A 19,298-nucleotide genomic window follows, 5' to 3' on the forward strand; every position below is an offset into this window, starting at 1 on the left:
GCGGGGGTGTCGTCACAGTCGAAAAACGGTGCGGAGGCGGAGGGCCTGTTCGGCATGTCCCTCGTATTGGATGCGGTTGCGAAGGGCGGCGGCCTCGATGCGAATTTTCCCGAGGAGAATGGCGGCCCACAGACCCGCGGTGGCGTGAAGCGTCAAATCGGCGTTGGGCGGCAATTCCCCTTCGCGCACATCGCAGGCGCCATCGTGAAAATAAAGTCCGTATTTCCCTCCCTCGACGCCGGCTTCCGGTAACAGTTCGAGTCCGATGACGGCATTCCAACCCTTTGCGGAGGCCGGATCGAACCGTTCCTGCAAACGCCGCATCAAGTCGTGGGCTTGTCGCGCATAGGGGGCCGTGCGGACGAACAAGTCGCCGATTCGGAGGCGGGGGCGGCGTCCGACGATGACATCACGCCGGTTGCGGCGGCGTTGGCGCCATGTGTGAAGCCACGGGAAGGGATGGTCGAACTCCGCCAGGTACACCTCGCGGTGTTTGGCGGCGGAACGCGCGATCGCAAAGGCGAACTGGAGGATGGCGCGCGCTTGAACGCCGGTTAGGAGGGGCGCTTCCCTTCCCAGAATCGCCGCGATGAAATTCCGGGTCGCGCCGGTGAAGCCTTCTGACCAGTCGGCGGGGATGTCGGTGTAATGTGTCCAACCCTTTTCGTTGAAGAGGCTGACGATGGGCGATTCGACGATATGGCCGGTGCCGCGATGGATTTGGATGATGCCGCGTGATCCCGTGATCTCGTACCATTCGTCGTTCGAATAGTATTCAGAAGGGATTTGCAGTTCCGGCGCATAAATAAAGTCGCACACGCCATATCGCTTGCCGCCGATACATTTCCACATAATTGTCGCTGGGCAATCAATCACGCCGTCGGTCGAGTCAATCCATGCAGAGACTCGTTCGGCGGCGCCGAGCAGATACCATGCCGTGGCCCATTCGTGATGGCCGTGGTCGAACGTTTCGAGCCCGAATCCCCGGGCCGACTTGGCGATCTGTTGCTGAATGGTGTGCGCGGGAACGTTCCAGCCTCCAAGAGGACTGCACACGTACTTTATCCGCATGCCCAAGGGTTCCCCGATGGCGCCCGATTCGACGAGGCGTTTGGCAAAAACGATGGGGGGATACGTTAAGTAGCATTCCGTGACCTTAAAGACTTTTCGAGACATTTCCGCCGCAAGCACCATGCGATCGGCGCTCTTGAGGCTCGTCGTCATGGGTTTCTGCACCGCCACGTGCTTTTCGGCGGCGAAGGCTTCCATGACGATTTTTTCATGTGTTTCGTAGGGCGTGAGCACTTCGACGGCGTCAATATCGGGATTGTGCAACAATTGACGGTAATCGGAATAGGACCGATCGGCGCCCCATTCGATACGCCGCTGTTCGGCGCGTTCCGCATTCTCATCGCATACGGCGAGAATGCGCGCGTCCGGATTGCCACGATATCCCAACGCGTGAAGATCCGCGATACGGCCGCAACCGATGATGCCGACGTTGATCATAACCCAACTTCCATGCCCAAGGGTAATCGTACCACAAAACGGGCGCCGCCTTCAGGGCGGTTGGCAAAGACGATCGTTCCCTTGTGCGCCGTGACAATGCGCTGGCATATCGCCAACCCAAGACCTGTGCCGCCTTCCTTGCGGGAAAAGAACGGCCGGAAGAGGTCTTCCTCCGGTTTCAAGTGAATACCGGGGCCGTTGTCCACAACCTCGAAGACCGCGTCCGAATCTTCGCGACGCGCCGACAACATTACCTCGCCGCCGGGCGGCACAGCATCTATCGCATTGCCTGCGATATTGATTAGAACCTGCGGAAACTTGTTCTCGTCACCCATGAACATTAGATCGGGCGGAAGGACGCTGGTATGCAATACGACCGATTTCGCGTTGGCGGCGGATTGGCAGACAGCGATGGTCCGGTCCACAATTGATTGCGCCCGGCAAGGGGTCCATTCAATCTCAAAGGGGCGCGCAAATCCAAGGAACTGGGCGACAAGCCGCTCCAGAACCTTGGTCTCCTTGAGGATGGCGTCAAGATTGCGGCGTCCCGGATTTTCAGGGGGAATCACGCGTTGTAGCAGTTCCGCATTTCCACCAATGACCGTCAACGGATTTCGGAGTTCATGCACGACACCGGCGGTCAATTCACCGACTTGCGCCAATTGCCGATTGACCTCGGCGGCACGCTCCAGCGCCCGACGCTCGGTCATGTCCACAAACAGGAATACGGTTCCCCCAAAAGATTCAGGCGTTCCAAGCAACGAGGCGGAAAAACCGATTTCCCGGCGCGTGCCGTCATCCAAGGTGAGCAGAACCTCCCGCCGTGTCAAGGCCTGCCGTTTTTCCATGACGTCGAAGAGGGCCGTGCGGAACGGCTCCGGAATAGGCGTGTCGCTGCAATGCGTTCCGGCGGGCAGATCGTTTTCCTTCAAGCCCAGATGAAGGCACGCCGCACGGTTGGCCAGCAAAATGCGCCCGGATGCGTCCACGGCCAACACGCCACTTGACAGGCTTTCCATGATTTGCACGAAGTGATTGGCCAGCACCCATTCAGTCATCGGTTGCGAAACTCCCTGAAAAAAACGATGGGTACGGTTGAAAAGGGAAGCGTCACCATGTTTACCGTGTTTACGCATGCGTGACGCATTTCAGCCGAAACCTCCTCAAATCCGCGCGCGGATTTCCATGGCCAACCGCGCAAAATCATCGGGTGAAAGGGTTTGTGCGCGGCGATCGCCGTCAATGCCCGCCGCCTCCAAGGCGGCAACGACCGCTTCCCGCGGCGCGCCGAACTCGCCTGTCCGCGTCAGCGCATTGCGCACGGTCTTGCGCCGCTGCATGAAGGCGGCGCGAATGACGGCCGCCAGGAATCGCAATTCGACATCAGGGTAGGGCGGCGCGTCGTGCGGGCGCAACCGCACGATGCAACTGTCCACTTCCGGGCGCGGCACGAAACAGGTCCGCGGGACGCGATGCACGATGTCCACGTCCGCATGGCACGCGAGTACCGCTGCGAGCGCGCCATATTCGGAATGGCCGGGTGGCACGGTCATGCGAATGCCGACTTCCTCCTGGACCATTACGACGATCCGGCTGAACTTCAACGGCGATTCGAGAAAATGAAACAAGATCGGCGTCGTGATGTAGTAGGGCAGGTTCGAGACCATTTTGTACGACGTTCCGCCGGGAAGAAATTCCTCCGCCAGTTTGGGCAGGCTGTGATTCAGGATGTCGCCGCGAAACAACCGCACATTCGCCTGTTCGCGGAAACGATCCTCCAGACACGGCATGAAGGTCCGGTCAATTTCGACGGCCAAGACCCGTCCGGCGCGCCGGCAAAGATGCGCCGTCAACGCGCCAAGGCCCGCGCCCACCTCGATGACGCTGTCGTTCCCGTCGAGCGCCGCCGCGTCGGTCATGATTCGGTTGATATTGTCGTCCAGGAGCAGATTCTGTCCCAACCGCTTGTTGAAGGTGATATTGTAACGTTTGCAGAGCGTTTGCAGATTTGGGGATTCCATGCGGCTATTACACCGCTTCAAGCCTTCCAAGTTCAAGTGTTTGTTGCCGGCGGTTGCCTGGAACCGTTCCCGCAACGCGCCATTCGTTCCCTTGCGTGCTGAACGGCCAAGTACAGGGCTGGCAATATCAGCAGCGTGAACAAGGTGGACGTCGCAAGGCCCCCCGTCATGACAATGGCGAGCGGTTTTTCGATTTCGGCGCCGGCGCCCCGGCTGAGGAGGATGGGCAATAGGCCGAGTCCCGTGCAAGACGCCGTCATCAATTTGGGGCGGAGGCGCTGCACGCTGGCGAGGCGGATGGCTTTTTCCGCGCCATGTCCTTCGGCGATGAAATCGCGGGTTTGGGTCAGAAGCACCAAGCTGTTTTGAACGGCGATTCCGAACAGGGCGATGAAACCCACGGCGGACGACACATTGATGGTTTCACCGGCCAACAAAAGCGCCGCCACGCCGCCGACGAATGCGCTCGGGACGGTTGCAAGAATGATCGCGGCATGCACGGCCGAGCGCAACGCCACGTACAGCAGCGTGAAAACGATCGCCAAGGCGACTCCCGAGGCGACAACCAGCGAACGCATGGCGCGTTGCTGGCTCTGGTACTGGCCGCCGAACGCGATATAGTAATCGGGCGGAATGGCAATGGTCTGGATCGCTTCCTTGATCTCGGCCACGACACTGCCCAGATCCCGGCCTTGGATACTTGCATCAATGCCGATACGCCGGTTCATGGCTTCGCGCCAAATGACGTTCGGGCCTTCGGCGAGACGGATCTGTGCGATTTGGCCAAGGGGAATGCGTTGTCCCGAAGGGGCGTCAACCATGATGTTTCGAATCGCTTCGGGGGTTCCGCGCATGGATTCGTCGAAACGGACAAAGACGCCGTAACTGCGCTGGTTTTTCCAGACTTGGGTCAATTCTTCACCGCCAATGGCCAGTTGCACGATCTTCGAAACGGTTTTGACCGGTATGCCGTAGCGTGCGGCGGCCTGCCGGTCAATCTCGACCTGCAACTGCGGGATCCCGGCGGCTTGCTCCATTTTGACGTCGGCAAGTCCCGGTATGTTTTCCATGAGGCGCGCGACATCTTTCGCAATCGTTTCAAGAACGTTCAAGTCGGGGCCGAATATTTTCACTTGCAAGGGAGCGGGAGTGCCTTCCAGGCTTTCGTCAATCTTCAGTTGGAGCGGTTGCGTGAACGCCGCCGCAACGCCGGGGATATGTTCGACCTGCTCACGCACTTCGGCCAGAATCTGCTCCGCGGGCTTGTCCCGAAGGTTCTTCGGTTTCAGGTTGACGATGATCTCCCCCAGATTGACCGGCAATACGCAGCCGATGGCGCGTTCGGATCGCCCATTTCGGCGGACGACCTCCGTCACGTTGGGATTCTTGATCAGGAGTTTTTCTATCTGGCCGGTGATTCGGTCGTTTTGTTCGAGGGAGGTTTCGGGCGGCGTGGCGGTGGAAATGACCCATGCGCCCTCGTCGAGCCGCGGCATGAAATTCTTGCCGATGACGGCAAGGCCGGCAACGGTCGGCGCGAGAAACGCAAGCGCCAGCGCGATTGCGAGCCAGCGGCGGCGCAGCGCGAATTCGAGCAGAGGCACATACGCATGCTTGATCCATCGGACGAATCGCACCTCGTCCCCGTTGCCCACTCCGGCGTTCGGACGAAGGAACCATGCGCCGAGCACGGGTGTGACCGTGAGAGACAGAACAAGCGAACCAAGCATTGCGGCGGCGACGGTTACCGCAAGCGGACGAAAAAGGAGGCCTTCCATGCCGCCCATGATGAAAAGCGGCAGGAACACGGCCATGATGACAAGGGTCGCGAACGCAATGGGGCGGCCCACTTCAATGGCCGCGCGCAGGGCGACCCGCTCTCTGTCCATGGCATCGAGAATGTCCGCGCGCTGCTGTTGAAAACGGTGATGAATGTTTTCGACCATGATGATCGAGGCATCTACCATGATGCCCACCGCGATCGCTATGCCGCCAAGCGACATGGTATTGAGTCCGATTCCGAATTGCCGCATGAGCACGCCGGCGATAACGGCGGAAAGCGGTATGGATGCGGCCACGATCAGCGTGCTGCGCAGGCGTCCAAGAAACAACAGCAGCACGACGACGACAAGCGCCGACCCGGCCAGAATGGCGCGGGTTACGCTAGAAAGGGAATGCCCGATGAGTATGCTTTGATCATAATATGGCACGATCCGCACGCCTTTGGGAAGTGTGCCCCGCATATCTTCCAAGGCTTCCTTGATCCCCTCGACGACCTGCATCGTGTCTGCCAAGGGCTGTTTGACGACAAGCGCCACGACGGTTTCTTTACCGTTCCGGCTGGCGATACCCCTTCGGATAGCCGAGGTTTCCGCGATGGCGGCCACATCGCGCAAAAACAACGGAGTCCCGCCGCGCGCGGCGATAATCGTGTCGCCGATGTCTTCGATGGAATCGTAGCGCCCGATGCCGCGCACGGTGTATTCGGCATCCCCCGTGCTGATAAAGCCTCCGCCGGCATTTTCGTTCGCGCCGCGGATTGCCTCTTCGATTTCAGCCAGGGTGATCTTGTGCGCATGGAGACGGTTGGCGTCGAGCGATACACGGTACTGGCGCATGAAGCCGCCCATGTTGAGCACTTCGGCGACACCAGGAACGGTGAGCAGGTTGTAGCGAATCTGCCACTCGGCAATTTCGCGTAATTCGCTGAGGGAGAGGTCGCCCTCAACCGCGTACTCGAACACTTCCGACAAGCGCGTCGTGGCGCTTGCCAAGGTCGGCGGCTCGGTGCCCGGCGGTAGTTGCGCGGCCACTTGCGCCATGCGCTCGGTGACGAACTGGCGGGCGCGCCAAAATTCCGTTTCAATATCAAAATCCACGATGATTGACGACAATCCCTGCGTCGTCTGCGATCGCACCCGACGGACGCCCGGCAACCCGTTCATGGCCGATTCCATCGGGCGCGTGATCATCGTTTCGATTTCTTCGGGCGCCATGGCCTCGTTTTCGGTGACGATGGTGAACACGGGGATCGTGATGTCCGGATAGACGTTCCTCGGCATTTGCCGGTACGCCATGCCCCCGAATACCGCACCCAACGCAGCGAGCATCAATACCACGGCCTTTTGCCGGAAAGCCGCGCGAAGGATTCGTTCAGTGAAACTTGCATGGGGCTCCATGATATGCTCCAGATCTAATGATCGTCGTGCAATTCGCCTTTTTCGAGCATCGCCTTCAAAATAAAGGAACCTGCGGCGACGTAGGACTGGCCAGCGGCCAATCCGGACAGAATTTCAACATACTTTTCGTTGCTGCGTCCCGGTGTTACCGGCACGGGCTCGAAATCTTCCTCCGTCCGCACGAAGATGCACGGAACCTTTTCAATGGTCTGAATGGCGGCTTTCGGCACGCAAACAGGCACGGACTGCGTTTCGGTCGTAATGGTTCCCGTGACGAACTGCCCCGGACGCCAGCGTCCGTCTTCGTTCGGCATGACGGCGCGCGCAATCACGGTCCGCGTATCTTCGCCCATGACCGGCCCGATGTATTCGATATGCCCGTGAAGACCCTCCGGCTCGGCGGCGCCGCCGGCCACCTTTACTTCCTGCCCTTTGACAATCGAGGGGATGTCTTTTTGATATACACTCAAATCGATCCACACGGTGCTCAAATCCGCAATGGTAAAGCATGAAACATCGTCCTTGAGCGATTCGCCCAAGGTAATGTGTTTTTCAATAACCACGCCGTCGAAAGGTGCGGTGATTTCGTGGTGTGTGTACGCGACATGGGCCTGGGACGGGAGGGACTCGATATACTCTTCGGAACAACCGATGGCGTGGAGTTGCTGCTCCGCGCTGCGCGTGTTGATGGCGGCTTCTGCAAGGGCCTGTTTTGCGGCGAGGTAGTCCTGCTCCGCGGAAATCTTCTTTTCCCACAACCCCTTTTCGCGTTCAAAGATGGATCGCGCAAGCGATTCACGTTCCCGGGCGGCAAGATAAGCGGCCTTCATCATGGCCAGTTCGCGGCTGTCGAGAATCGCCATGACTTCACCGGCCGTGACCGTGTCGCCGGCGTTTTTGAATACTTCTCGAGCGACGCCCCCTACCCGGGGAATGACATGTGCGACGCGATCGGCGTTGAGTTTGATTTCGCCCGGCAACGTGAGTTGTACCGCTATTTCACCGGGACCTGCTTCCGCAATCTCGATGCCATTGGCTTCGATTTGTTCCGGTGTAAGCGAAACCACCTTTTCTTCGGCATGTTCCGTATGCGTTTGGGGTTCTTCCGCCGCGACGGTGCATTTCACAAAGAAAAGGCGCCCCGCAAACAACGCGGCCGGCATTACGATGACTATCGCGATTACAAACCATTTATTCATTTTAGCGATTCTCCTTCGGCCCACAACGATGCGCCGAAGAGACGTTCCATCTCCGCGATGCCGCGGTGGTAGTCCGTTAAGGCATCCAAGTATTCACGTCGTGCTTCGAACAGCGTGCGTTGGGCATCCAAGACGTCCAGATAGCCGAACTTGCCCTGCCGGTAGGCTTCGTTGACCTGAGCGAAAGTAAGCGTAGACGCGGGGAGGATCGTCTCTTTGAGTGACGCAATGGCGGTCTGCGTGGCGGACAATTCCTCGTGCGCCGCCTTCAGGAAGCCGCGGACCGCAATTTCAGCGCCCCTCCGATCATCGCGCGCCTTGGCCGCAAGATGTTCCGCCTCCATGATCGCCCCCTGGTTGCGATGGAACAGGGGAATGGGCACTGATACGCCCGCCACCAGGAGGTTCTCGCTGTTCCCGTCCAGTTTGCGATATCCGAGACTCAGGGTGACATCGGAAATCGCTTTTGTCTTTTCCACCTTGATGGCGGCTTCACGCTTGGCGATTTCGGCCTGCCAGCGTAAAAGATCCGGTGTTTCCCGTATGCGGCTTTCCAGTATTTCCCATGGCGGGATTGGGCGGACACATTCAATATCGCCGTCAGCCCTTTCGAATGTTGCCTCCGTCTCGCCCCACAGCGCCGCCAGGCGAATCCGCGCGACAGCCAATGCACGTTTCGACCGATCCGCCTGCACGCGGGCATTCAACAGCGCCGTTTCGGCTTTGGTTTCGTCCAACGGCGAGACGCGTCCCGCTTCTACACGCGCCGACACCGACTGGAGCGTTTTCTCGGCCAATTGGACCAATTCACAGTCGAGCGCCGCGCGTTCCTGCGTAGATAAAACATCCACAAAAGCCTTTGTGACGTCACGGATTACGTCTGCCTTGGCCATTTCGTAATCCCAACGAGCCACATCACGGTCACATGCCGCCAACGCCATCCGTTTCACCCGTTTCCCTCCGAATTCAACCCGTTGCGCGAGCGAGAGTGTGAACTGGGTCTCGCTGGAGGGCGGACTGTACGGCAGAAGATGCAGCATTGGGACGATGCCAATGGGCGATTGCGATTTGCGGTCCACTCCGCCGCCAACCGCGATGTCTTCCACCTCGAAAGAGATTTCCGGATTTGGATGCAGCCGCGCCTGGATTTCGCGCGCTTCAGCGGCCCGAATCTCCCAAGAAAAGGACGCAAGCCCCGGATTTTTCTCCAAGGCCATCGCTAGCGCATCCGTGAGCGTCAACGCCGGCGCATCGAAGGCCATCGCCATTAGGACGCACGACAGGTTGGTCGCGAAACATGTCCGAAGTATTTTGAGTGCTTTCATGCAGGCGGTTTTTCCTTTGTCCGGTACACCGTATCAGTGAATATTGTTTGCGTCTTTTGCGATTTACGATCGAACCGACCGGAAAGAGACGCGCAACCGTTCACGAGAGGGGGGGGCTTGTGAAATCAGACTTCGGTTATCTCAGATGCGCAAAATGGCGATGCGTTGGGATCGCAAGGAAGAAAATACGACGGAATCGGTTGAAACCGTGTATGGGCCCGTAGAGAGAACGCTGAAAAGCAGGGGAATTTCCAGCGTGAATCCCTCCGGAATTCGCGGCGCATGCGAGGCCGAAGCGAGATACTCGCTCGCAAACGGGATATCCATGCACGGTCCGCACGCGGCCGGATTTCCAATCGGCGTATTCTTTAGGCTTGCGAAGATTGCTCGTTCCGGATGTTCCGCGGTTTTCGTGCCGCCGCAGCAACCGCCTTGGAACGACGACTCGATGGCCACATGATCATGGGCGATGCACAACACCGCCCCATGGCCGGCATAAGCAATGCCGGCCACGTTCACCGCAAGGCAAACGATGCCGTTGATGGCTTTGAATCGTCGTCCGATCATTAGTAATTCCTATCGCACGAATAAAGTATCCATTTGCACCAACATTTTTCAACATGGCGCGTATTCCGCGGCGGTTCGAAATGCCTCGATGGCGCGTTCAACGCCTTCATCCGTTACGTCGAGATGGAATACGGTGCGAATCCGGTCCGGAGCCGTTGCAATCACCCGCACGCCTCTTTCGGCAAGACGACAGGCAAAATCCGGCGCCGCGGGCACTTGAACGTATACCATGTTGGTGGGAGAGGGGAGGGGCAACCGCAGTCCTTCGATGCCATCGATTCCCGCGCGGAACCGCCGCGCGCGCGCATGATCGTCGCGCAGCCGATCGATATGATGGTCAATCGCATACAGGCCCGCCGCAGCCAATATCCCGGCTTGCCGCATTCCGCCGCCCAACATCTTGCGGAACCGGTGCATGCGATCGATGGTCTCCGCATCGCCCACGACCAGCGAACCGGCGGGACATCCAAGCCCCTTTGACAGGCAGAACGACAACGTGTCCGCATGCGACGCGTACTCCTTTGGCGAAACGCCGGTCTCGACCACCGCGTTGAAGATGCGCGCCCCGTCAATGTGAAACCGCAGGCCGCGTTCCCGGGCCAGCGCGCCGATCGCCGCAATCGTTTCGATGGGATAGATCGTCCCGCCGCCCCGGTTCGACGTGTTTTCGATGGTTATCAGCGACGTCGGCGCGAAATGGTGGTCCCGGGTCTGAACAATCTCCGCCGCCACGTCCTCGCATGACAGGATGCCGCATTCCCCGCGCACCGGTTTCGCCAGCAGTCCGCCGACCATCGCGATGTTCGCCGACTCGAAGTTGTACGGATGCGCGTCCTCGCTCAGAATGATGGCGTCACCCGGTCGTGTTTGCGCGAGAATCGCCGTCAAGTTCGCCATCGTACCCGTCGGCACGAACAGCGCCGACTCCTTCCCGAACATTTCCGCCGCGCGCCGCTGCAACGCGTTGACCGTCGGGTCTTCCCCGAATACATCATCACCCACTTCGGCCCGCGCCATCGCTTCCCGCATTGCCGGCGTGGGGCGCGTTACCGTGTCGCTCCGTAAATCCACATATCCGCCCGACATTGTTCACTCCTGTCGTTTTTATCATCATTATGCGCAAGTGAGGCATTCTACGCAACGGGAGTGGGCCCATGGATCCAATTTCCAAGAAACTCGACAAACCGGACCGGACGACTGTACCATCCTGTAATCGGACTTTGAAAAAGCAGCGGCGGTTTGTCCAGAGTACGCATCGAAAACATGGCGAGGTGGAGGGTGTGGCTTTTGCATACAGAGCCGTCTTGCATGGGACCACTGATTGCATGAGCATGCGACTGGGTGGAATCCTGTTCACACCGAACTCCGTAATGGTGTTGCTGGCGGCGGGGTTTTTCTGGGCGTTGACGTTCCGGCGTCTCTATCCCGGCGTTGCCCCATCGAAGAAAGTCGCGGCAGCATGGCTTTTGGCCGCGTCGGTTTTTGGCGCCACGCTGGGTATCGCCCATGCCCGAATCGCGGGCGTCGCAGGCGCGCAGGATGCCTTCGGACTTCACTTGGGCAGTCTGGGCGGCTATGCGGGCGCGATACTGGGCGCCATGATTGCGGCACGGCTGTCGCGGCCGAAAACTCTGCCGACAAACGATTTCCACGATGGCGCAATCGCGGATGCGTTCATTCCCGGCATTGCGGCAGGAGGAATCGTCGCCCGAATCGGCTGTCTGTTTACCGGTTGTTGCCGGGGATTTGCCGGCTTCATGCACATCTGGCCCCTTTACGACATCGCGGCATTGGCGGCGGCGTTCGGGATCTCACGCCTCGGCAGGCATCCAGGCAAAGGCGCAGCCCTTTTTTTCATCGCCTATGGCTTGCTGCGTTTCCTGCTGGAATTTGCACGGCCGTCGGTTTCGTTCTGGGGTCCGCTATCCATCAATGCCATCCTTGCATTGGTGCAAACCGGAATCGCCGCAACCTGCATGATTCGGAGATAATTGGACTCCCGAATACCCCGCCACATTACACGCGATTCGTGCGGAATCACGCCACAAGGGCTTTGGCGTCGGGCCTGGCTTGAGTCTCAAAGCCTCGCAGGAGGCATTCTCCCACAAGATCCCGAATTTCGGACCAAATGTCAGTAGGCCACGCCACGGAGTGGGGTAGGGCTTCAAGCCGGGGATCGCAAGCGCCGGCAGGGCGCCGATATTGTTGCAGGACGTATCGTTTCGCGCCCCGGATCCGGCGGGCTATCGCCAAGACGTCCTTATGCGTCAGTTGCGGGGTGACGGTCGTGCGGAATTCGTAATCAATGACGCAGGACAACAGAAGGTCCATGCTCGCGTTGACGGCATCCTGTTCGACTTGCACACCCGCGAAATCGTTGTACTGTTCCATCGGCGCCTTGATATCCATGGCGACATAATCGAGCAGGCCTTGCTCCAGTAAACTCCCAAGAACATCGGGTCGAGATCCGTTGGTGTCAATCTTGATGCGGAACCCTTTTCGGCGAACGCACTCGATAAATTCGGCCAGCCCGTCTTGAATTGTCGGTTCTCCACCGGTGATGACAACGCCGTCAATCAGCTCTGTTCGATCGTCGAGCCACGCCAGCGCCACTTCGAGATCGAGCCACGGTTTAGAGGCGTGGATGTCCACCAATCCTCGATTATGGCAGTAGTAACAGTTCCAATTGCATCCGGGTGTGAAAAACACCGCCGCGAGATGGCCCGGATAATCCACAAACGAGCATTTCTCGATGCCGGCTATCCTCATGGCGTGCTTCCCGCGCATAAGACCGATTCCGGCACCACGAATTTCTTGCGATCCTTGTATTCTTGGCGTTTGCCGTCGTTGTAGTTGGCCACGGGGCGTAAATACCCCGTCACCCGCGACCAGACCTCCGTTTCGGAACCGCATTGCGGGCAGGTGAATTGTTCTCCGCGCAGGTATCCGTGCGCGTTGCAGACGCTGAAGGTGGGCGTTATGGAGAGATAGGGCAATTTGTAATGGCTGAATACTTTTTGGATGAATCGTTTGCAGACTTCGATGTCTTCGATGCTTTCCCCGAGATAGGCATGCAGCACCGTCCCGCCCGTGTAGAGCGACTGAAGATCGTCTTGCAGGCGAACCGCCTCGAGCACGTCGTCCGTGTAGCCCACGGGCAGTTGAGTCGAATTCGTGTAATACGGCGTTCCATTGCCCGCAGCGATAATTTCGGGATAACGCGCCTTGTCGAGTTTCGCAAGGCGGTAGGACGTGCCTTCGGCGGGCGTCGCTTCTAGGTTGTAGACATGGCCGGTTTCGACTTGGATCTCCTGCAACAGTTCCCGCAGATAATTCATGATTTCGATGGCGAACGCCTGGCCTTCGGGCGTGCCAATGTCCTTGCCCATGAAATTGAGCAGGGCCTCGTTCATGCCCACTATCCCGATTGTGCTGAAATGGTTGTGCCAGTACTCGCCCGTGCGTTCCTTCACATGCCGAAGGTAATTGGTCGAGTACGGATACAAGCCGCGTTCGCTTTGCTGCTCAATGACCTTTCGCTTGAGTTCCAGCGAGGTCCGTCCAATTTGGACAAGCCGCCAGAGCCGTGCCTTGAACTCTTGCTTCGTGCGCGACTGATACGCAATGCGCGGCAAGTTGATGGTAAACACCCCAATGGAGCCCGTAAGCGGATTGCTGCCGAAGAGGCCGCCGCCCCGTTTGCGGAGCTCTTTCGTGTCGAGACGCAGACGGCAGCACATCGAAATCGCGTCCTCGGGAGATAGATCCGAATTGACGTAGTTGGCGAAATAGGGGATTCCGTACTTGCAGGTAATGCGCATGAACGCGTTTACCGACGGCGTGTTCCAGTCGAAATCGCGGGTGATGTTGATCGTCGGAATCGGAAATGTGAACACGCGCCCCTTCGCGTCGCCCTTCATCATCACTTCGCAGAACGCCTCGTTGAACAGATCCATTTCGGCCTGAAAATCGCCGTAGGTGTCGTTCGTGAGCCGGCCACCGCGGATTACCGCCTGGTGCTTTAGCATTTCGGGCACCTTGAGGTCGAAGGTCAAGTTGCTGAATGGGCATTGGAACCCAACGCGCGTGGGCACATTAATGTTGAAAATAAATTCCTGGAGGCACTGCTTGACCTGTTCGAAAGTCAACTTGTCATACCGAACAAAGGGAGCGCAATAGGTGTCAAAACTCGACCAGGCCTGGGCGCCGGCCGTCTCGCCCTGGGTCGTAAACGTCGAATTGGTGATCTGGCCCAAGAATGAACGCAAATGTTTCGCCGGCGAACTTTCAACCTTGCCCGGGACGCCCCCGAACCCTTCCATGAGTAATTGACGCAAATCCCAGCCCGCGCAGTAGGGACCGAGAAATCCTAAATCGTGGATATGGGCATCGCCATTTTCATGCGCCTCCCGTATTTCGGCGGAGTAGATTTCGTGGAGCCAATAGTTTTTTGTAAAGAATTCCCGTACATAGTTATTCAGACCATTGATGCTTTTCTGAGTATTGGCATTTTCGCGAATCCGCCAATCCCGATCACCCAAATAATCCGAAAACATTTTTATTGTGGCGCCAATCAGGGCATTGGCATTGCGGGCGCCTGTCCGCTTCTCGCGATAAAGAATGTAGGCCTTGGCGGTTTTGGCATGGCCATTCTTTATAAGGGTCCGCTCCACGAGGTCCTGTATGCTCTCGACATCGGGAATCCGACCGCTGAATTGCTCTTCGATAAGGGCCACCACCTGTTCGCACAAATGGCGCGCCAATTCGTAATCGTCTCCCCCGCAAGCCATCGCGGCCTTGAAAATTGCGTTGGTAATCTTTTCCGGACAAAACTCTTTTATACTGCCGTCCCGCTTCCGAATACGTTCTACCATCCCCGAATCTCCTTCCTAAAAACCGCCGCCTCGTCGTTCCGCACCGAAACGGTTATTTATTGTCAAAATAACCCCAACTGCCAATTTTCTTTGTTCAATTCACCCAAACTCCCTACTACTGTCCGTTGCGGCGCGTCTGACCAATTTCGCCGCGCTATCCACGAACGTCCACATTATATAGTGGTTTCCTCTTTCTGTCAATACAAAATATTGCGTACCCTGCCGATTCGCTAACTTTAGGTCCGACAAGGCTCTACGCCGATTTTTTGCCTGCGGCAATCCCTTTCGGGTATAGTGATTCCATGAACGATGATCCAAAAATTGGGGAGTTGAAACCGATTTCCGCCGTTACCGGAGGCGCTATAATTGCCGGAAAAGCCTTTTTGAAACATTTCGATCCGGCGCTGATTCCATCCTTGCCGGGCTGTTACATCATGCAGGATGCGAAAAAACGGCCTATTTATGTGGGTAAAGCGAAGGATCTTCGCGCCCGGTTACGTACTTACATCAATGAACAGGACAGTCGGTATAACGTCACATTTTTGTTGCGCCGCGTGGCGCATATCGAATTTCTTGTCACAAACACGGAGAAAGAGGCGCTGCTGCTTGAAGACAGCCTGATCAAGCAGTACAAACCGCGTTACAACATTCGTCTACGCGACGACAAGACGTATGTGAGCCTGCGGATCGATCCCGCGGAAAAGTATCCGCGCGTGACCATTGTCCGCCGATACCGCAAGGACGGCGCGCGTTATTTCGGGCCGTACGCGAGCGCATCGGCGGTGCGTGAAACGTTGAAACTGATACGGCGTTTCTTTCCCCTGCGCCTGTGCAGCGACAGCGTGCTGCGAAACCGCACGCGGCCTTGCCTCTATTTTCAAATGGGCCAGTGCATGGGGCCGTGCATGGGAACGGACGAGGCGCAATACCGAGAAGTGGTGGACCAGGTGATGCTTGTCCTACAAGGTCGCACGGGGGAATTGGAAAACCGTCTTTCGGAACAGATCCGCGAACTAGCCGGCCGTCTTGAATTCGAGCAGGCGGCCGTGCTGCGCGATCGGCTCCTGGCATTGCGAAAAACGGTTGAACGCCAACGCACCGTCGCAGTGCCGGGCGCCGAAGATCGCGATGTCGTCGGACTCTGCCAAGAGGGTAGGTACGTCGTTGTTCAGGTGATTTTCTTCCGGGGCGGCAAAATGGTGGGAGGGCGCGACTACGCGTTTGAAGGCTGTGAAATGCCGCCCGACGAGTTTCTTCGTTCGTTTCTGATGCAGTACGGGGCGCAGACGCCGACATTGCCGGCGGAGATCCTTGCGCCCATGGACCTCGATGACGCGGAAACCATCGCGGAGATCCTGGCCGAACGGCGGGGGCGAAGCGTGACGATTATGCATCCGAAACGGGGCGATAAGGCGGCGTTGCTCGAATTGGCCGCCCGTAACGCCCGGCAGTCGTTCGCGGAACGTCAATTGGCCCAGGAAGCCGGTAGGGATTTGATGGAACAGGTGCGCAAGACGTTTGGCATGGTGGCTGTGCCGTATCGCATGGAATGTTTCGACATATCGAACCTTCAAGGCGGGAGATCCGTGGGCGGCATGGCGGTTTTTGAAAACGCCGTCCCCGCCAAGGCCCGGTACCGCCGCTATGCGATTCGCACCGTCGAAGGCCAAGACGATTTTGCGATGCTGCGCGAGGTGCTTATGCGCCGGTACACGCGGGCCATTGAAGAGGACGACTTGCCCGATTTGGCGGTGATAGATGGGGGCCGTGGCCAATTGAACGTGGCGCGGGCGGTATTCGACGATCTCGGCATCGGCGATCTTCCCGTTGTCGGGATCGCCAAGTCGCGTTCGGAGGGGGAGTCACGGTCGCCGGAGCGATTCTTTCTGCCCAATCGCGTAAATCCAGTCATTCTGCCCCAGCATTCACCGGTCGTGCGCCTTCTGGCGCATCTGCGCGATGAGGCTCATCGTTTCGCAATTTCCTATCATCGAAAACGGCGGAAGAAAGCAACGTTAAAGACATCGCTTACCGAAATCCCCGGCATAGGCCCCAAACGGGCAAGGATACTCTTGACCCGGCTCGGATCTCTTGCGACAATAGCGGACAGTTCCATGGAGGCCATTGCGGCCTTGCCGGGATTCAATGAGACGATCGCACGCGAGGTTCTCAAACATCTGCGCGCCGGTGAAGAAACGAAAGAAGGGAAAAGGGTATGAGTCTGTTGATGTTCTTGATATTGATTTTTGTGGCCGGGGCAATCTGCTGGTGGGTCTTTTCGGTCCATGCGTTCAGTCCGCCCATCAGCGCCGATGAAGTGCATACGATTACCACGCCGGATCGCTGGCATTTGCGTCTCTGCCGCCACAAGGCGAAATCCGGTCCCGGCGAACCCGTGTTGATGGTTCACGGATTCATGTCCACCCAGTTCAACTTCTCGTTGCCCGCAGGCGCCTCGATGGCCGACGCGCTGTCGGCCGCTGGATACGATTGCTGGCTGATCGATCTGCGCGGCAATTCGTGCGCGATACCGCCTTTCGGCCACTCCCTGAACGATGCAAGCATGGACGATTATCTCTTCAAGGATATTCCGACGGCCATTCAATACATCCGAAAAATGACCGGTTACGAAAAAGTTCATTGGGTAGGCCATTCCATGGGCGGCATGTTGCTATATGCCTACGATGCCGTTTCCGGATCACCGGATCTGGCGAGCGGCGTTACCCTGGGATCCCCCATCGGTTTTCATGACGTTCCGTTCAAACGGCCCGGCTGGGCCTTTGGATTGCGAAGGAGTTCACGACTTGCATTCCGTTGCGGACAACGGCTGCTGATTTCCATCTGCCATTTTTTCAAGCCCCAACTGGCTTTCCTGCCCATCAATTATGAGAACATGAATCCCATTCTGGACGCCAAGGCCATGTTCAGCACGATGGATGCGCCTCCCCTTGGCGTGTCCGAATCGCTGGCAAAGGCCGCTGAATCCCATGTGTGGCGTGTGAAGGACGAAAGCGTGGACGTTTTCGATCACCTGAAGGACCTGCAGGTCCCGTTGTTTGCCATTTTCGGCGCGGCCGATCCCTTTGTTCCGGTTGTCCATGCGGAAACGTTTTTCCGGGAAATCAAAATTCCGGACAAGCGCTTCCTGATGCTGTCGAAAGCCAATGGTCATGCCGCCGACTACAGCCATGTGGATCTTGTGTTTGGACGCGAGGCCCAAAAAGATGTTTTCGATCCGGTAATCGAATGGTTACGCGCACATGCCATTGTGCAACGATCGGCCGACGGCGTCAGACCGGCGGCGGAAGTCGTTGAATATGTTTCCCCCTCTTCCGCCCCCTCCAAGCCCAAGCGACGGCCCACCGTAAAAAGAGCGCCCAAAAAGGCGGATACCGCTCCGAAAGAGGCGTCCGTTCCCAAGGCCAACCCCGCAAAAAAGAAGACGGCGCCACGTAAACCCACCCCGAAGAAGGACACCAAAACCAAATAAGCCGTGGTTGGTGAAAAAGCAGTTTTTTCATCCAGAAAGACAACGTGGACGGAACGCCAGTTCGTTCCGTCCACGCCATTCCACCATTCGTCCGGGCGCCGCAGGCCGCGCGGCGCAGATTGAGAAAACGCCTGTGGGGATCAGGCAACACCCTTTACTTCAATGACGGCGCCGACCGCTTCGAGGGTTTCGCGGATCTTCTTGGCCTCGTCTTCGGGCACGTTTTCCTTGATGGGCTTCGGGGCCCCGTCCACGAGATCCTTGGCTTCCTTCAGGCCAAGGCCGGTCAGCGCGCGCACTTCCTTGATGACCTGGATCTTCTGGCCGCCGGCTTCCTTCAGGATGACGTTAAAGGAGGTCGGGGCTTCTTCCGCCGGAGCCGCTTCCGCGCCTCCGCCCGCCGGCATCGCGCCCATCATCACCGGGGCCGCGGCCGTGACGCCGAACTTCTCTTCCAACGCCTTGACCAGTTCGCTCAGTTCAAGCACCGACAATCCGGCAATCTGATCGATAATCGCATTCAACTTATCCGACATGACTTGTGTTTCCTTTCATTCTTTGCGCGGCAAGGTTCGTTTTCAGGCGGCCGCGGCTTCTTCTTTTTGTTTCCGAATTTGATCCAACACATTGACCAAGTTGCGCGGGAGGGCATTCAGCACGCCCACCGCGTTGCGCAACGGCATGGCGATGGTCCCGACGACTTGCGCGATCAACACTTCGCGCGGCGGCAGGTTCGCCAGCGATTCAACTTGCGCCTTCGAAACGACGCGGCCTTCGAGGATGCCGCCGTTCATGGAAAGCACCTTCACTTCCTTGGCGATTTCCTTCATGATCTTCGGCGGGGCCACCGGGTCGTTCGAGAACGCCCACGCCGTCGGTCCCTCGATGAAGGCCGCCGCGTCGGACAGGTTCAGTTCGTCCAGCACGCGCTTCACCAGCGTGTTTTTGTACACCTTGAATTCGATATTGGCCTCGCGAAGTTTACGGCGTAGCTCCGTTACCTGCTCGACGGTGATTCCCTGATATTGGGTGGCAATCGTCAGCATATGGCTTTGGAGCCGTTCCTTGAACTCGGCCACGGCGTCAATCTTGTATTGCTTCGGCAATGGTATTCACCTCCCTTCCAGTCTGCTT

General features: G+C 57.9%; 15 protein-coding genes. 3 read left to right on the forward strand and 12 right to left on the reverse strand.

The annotated features are described in order from the left end of the window. Positions 1–12: 12 nt before the first annotated feature. The 8 genes from P5540_00115 to ltaE form a co-directional block, all read right to left on the reverse strand. Positions 13–1,509 carry a Gfo/Idh/MocA family oxidoreductase gene (locus tag P5540_00115; GenBank protein HRT63202.1) on the reverse strand — a complete coding sequence of 499 codons (1,497 nt, stop codon included), beginning with the start codon at positions 1,507–1,509 and terminating at the stop codon, positions 13–15. Further along, positions 1,506–2,567, reverse strand: a complete 1,062-nt coding sequence (locus tag P5540_00120) for an ATP-binding protein (GenBank protein ID HRT63203.1) — start codon at positions 2,565–2,567, stop codon at positions 1,506–1,508. The genes P5540_00115 and P5540_00120 overlap by 4 nt, the downstream gene beginning before the upstream one ends. Positions 2,568–2,672: 105 nt before the next feature. Then, on the reverse strand, positions 2,673–3,530 hold the full coding sequence (rsmA, locus tag P5540_00125) for a 16S rRNA (adenine(1518)-N(6)/adenine(1519)-N(6))-dimethyltransferase RsmA (protein ID HRT63204.1): 858 nt from the start codon (positions 3,528–3,530) through the stop codon (positions 2,673–2,675). A gap of 32 nt (positions 3,531–3,562) precedes the next feature. Beyond that, positions 3,563–6,709, reverse strand: coding sequence for an efflux RND transporter permease subunit (locus P5540_00130; GenBank protein HRT63205.1), 3,147 nt, complete (start codon positions 6,707–6,709; stop codon positions 3,563–3,565). Positions 6,710–6,723: 14 nt separating this feature from the next. Then, positions 6,724–7,908, reverse strand: coding sequence for an efflux RND transporter periplasmic adaptor subunit (locus P5540_00135; GenBank protein HRT63206.1), 1,185 nt, complete (start codon positions 7,906–7,908; stop codon positions 6,724–6,726). Next, on the reverse strand, positions 7,905–9,233 hold the full coding sequence (locus tag P5540_00140) for a TolC family protein (protein HRT63207.1): 1,329 nt from the start codon (positions 9,231–9,233) through the stop codon (positions 7,905–7,907). The genes P5540_00135 and P5540_00140 overlap by 4 nt, the downstream gene beginning before the upstream one ends. 141 nt (positions 9,234–9,374) lie before the next feature. Continuing rightward, positions 9,375–9,800 carry a hypothetical protein gene (locus tag P5540_00145; GenBank protein ID HRT63208.1) on the reverse strand — a complete coding sequence of 142 codons (426 nt, stop codon included), beginning with the start codon at positions 9,798–9,800 and terminating at the stop codon, positions 9,375–9,377. A 48-nt stretch (positions 9,801–9,848) separates the two neighbouring features. Then, positions 9,849–10,886, reverse strand: a complete 1,038-nt coding sequence (gene ltaE, locus P5540_00150) for a low-specificity L-threonine aldolase (GenBank protein ID HRT63209.1) — start codon at positions 10,884–10,886, stop codon at positions 9,849–9,851. A gap of 239 nt (positions 10,887–11,125) precedes the next feature. On the opposite strand from ltaE, the gene P5540_00155 reads away from it, so the two are divergent. Next, positions 11,126–11,791 (forward strand): prolipoprotein diacylglyceryl transferase, encoded by a 666-nt coding sequence (locus tag P5540_00155; GenBank protein ID HRT63210.1) that lies wholly within the window; start codon positions 11,126–11,128, stop codon positions 11,789–11,791. 46 nt (positions 11,792–11,837) lie between these two features. Here P5540_00155 and P5540_00160 read toward each other — a convergent pair whose 3' ends face one another. Together P5540_00160 and P5540_00165 are read right to left on the reverse strand one after the other, a co-directional pair. Beyond that, on the reverse strand, positions 11,838–12,569 hold the full coding sequence (locus tag P5540_00160; GenBank protein ID HRT63211.1) for an anaerobic ribonucleoside-triphosphate reductase activating protein: 732 nt from the start codon (positions 12,567–12,569) through the stop codon (positions 11,838–11,840). Continuing rightward, complete coding sequence (locus tag P5540_00165) at positions 12,566–14,674, reverse strand: ribonucleoside triphosphate reductase (protein ID HRT63212.1); 2,109 nt, start codon at positions 14,672–14,674, stop codon at positions 12,566–12,568. Before P5540_00165 ends, P5540_00160 begins: the two co-directional genes overlap by 4 nt. Positions 14,675–14,976: 302 nt before the next feature. Here P5540_00165 and uvrC point away from each other — a divergent pair, with 302 nt between their 5' ends. Both uvrC and P5540_00175 read left to right on the forward strand, forming a co-directional pair. Next, positions 14,977–16,893, forward strand: coding sequence for an excinuclease ABC subunit UvrC (gene uvrC, locus P5540_00170; protein ID HRT63213.1), 1,917 nt, complete (start codon positions 14,977–14,979; stop codon positions 16,891–16,893). Continuing rightward, positions 16,890–18,164 carry an alpha/beta fold hydrolase gene (locus P5540_00175; protein ID HRT63214.1) on the forward strand — a complete coding sequence of 425 codons (1,275 nt, stop codon included), beginning with the start codon at positions 16,890–16,892 and terminating at the stop codon, positions 18,162–18,164. The genes uvrC and P5540_00175 overlap by 4 nt, the downstream gene beginning before the upstream one ends. Positions 18,165–18,304: 140 nt before the next feature. Here P5540_00175 and rplL read toward each other — a convergent pair whose 3' ends face one another. Both rplL and rplJ read right to left on the reverse strand, forming a co-directional pair. Beyond that, entirely contained in the window at positions 18,305–18,700 is a 396-nt protein-coding gene (gene rplL, locus P5540_00180; protein HRT63215.1) for a 50S ribosomal protein L7/L12, read from the reverse strand. A gap of 42 nt (positions 18,701–18,742) precedes the next feature. Next, a complete protein-coding gene (gene rplJ, locus P5540_00185; protein ID HRT63216.1) occupies positions 18,743–19,270 on the reverse strand; it encodes a 50S ribosomal protein L10 in 528 nt (175 codons plus the stop codon). Positions 19,271–19,298 lie beyond the last annotated feature (28 nt).

Source organism: Candidatus Hydrogenedentota bacterium (assembly GCA_035450225.1).
Classification (GTDB): domain Bacteria; phylum Hydrogenedentota; class Hydrogenedentia; order Hydrogenedentales; family SLHB01; genus DSVR01.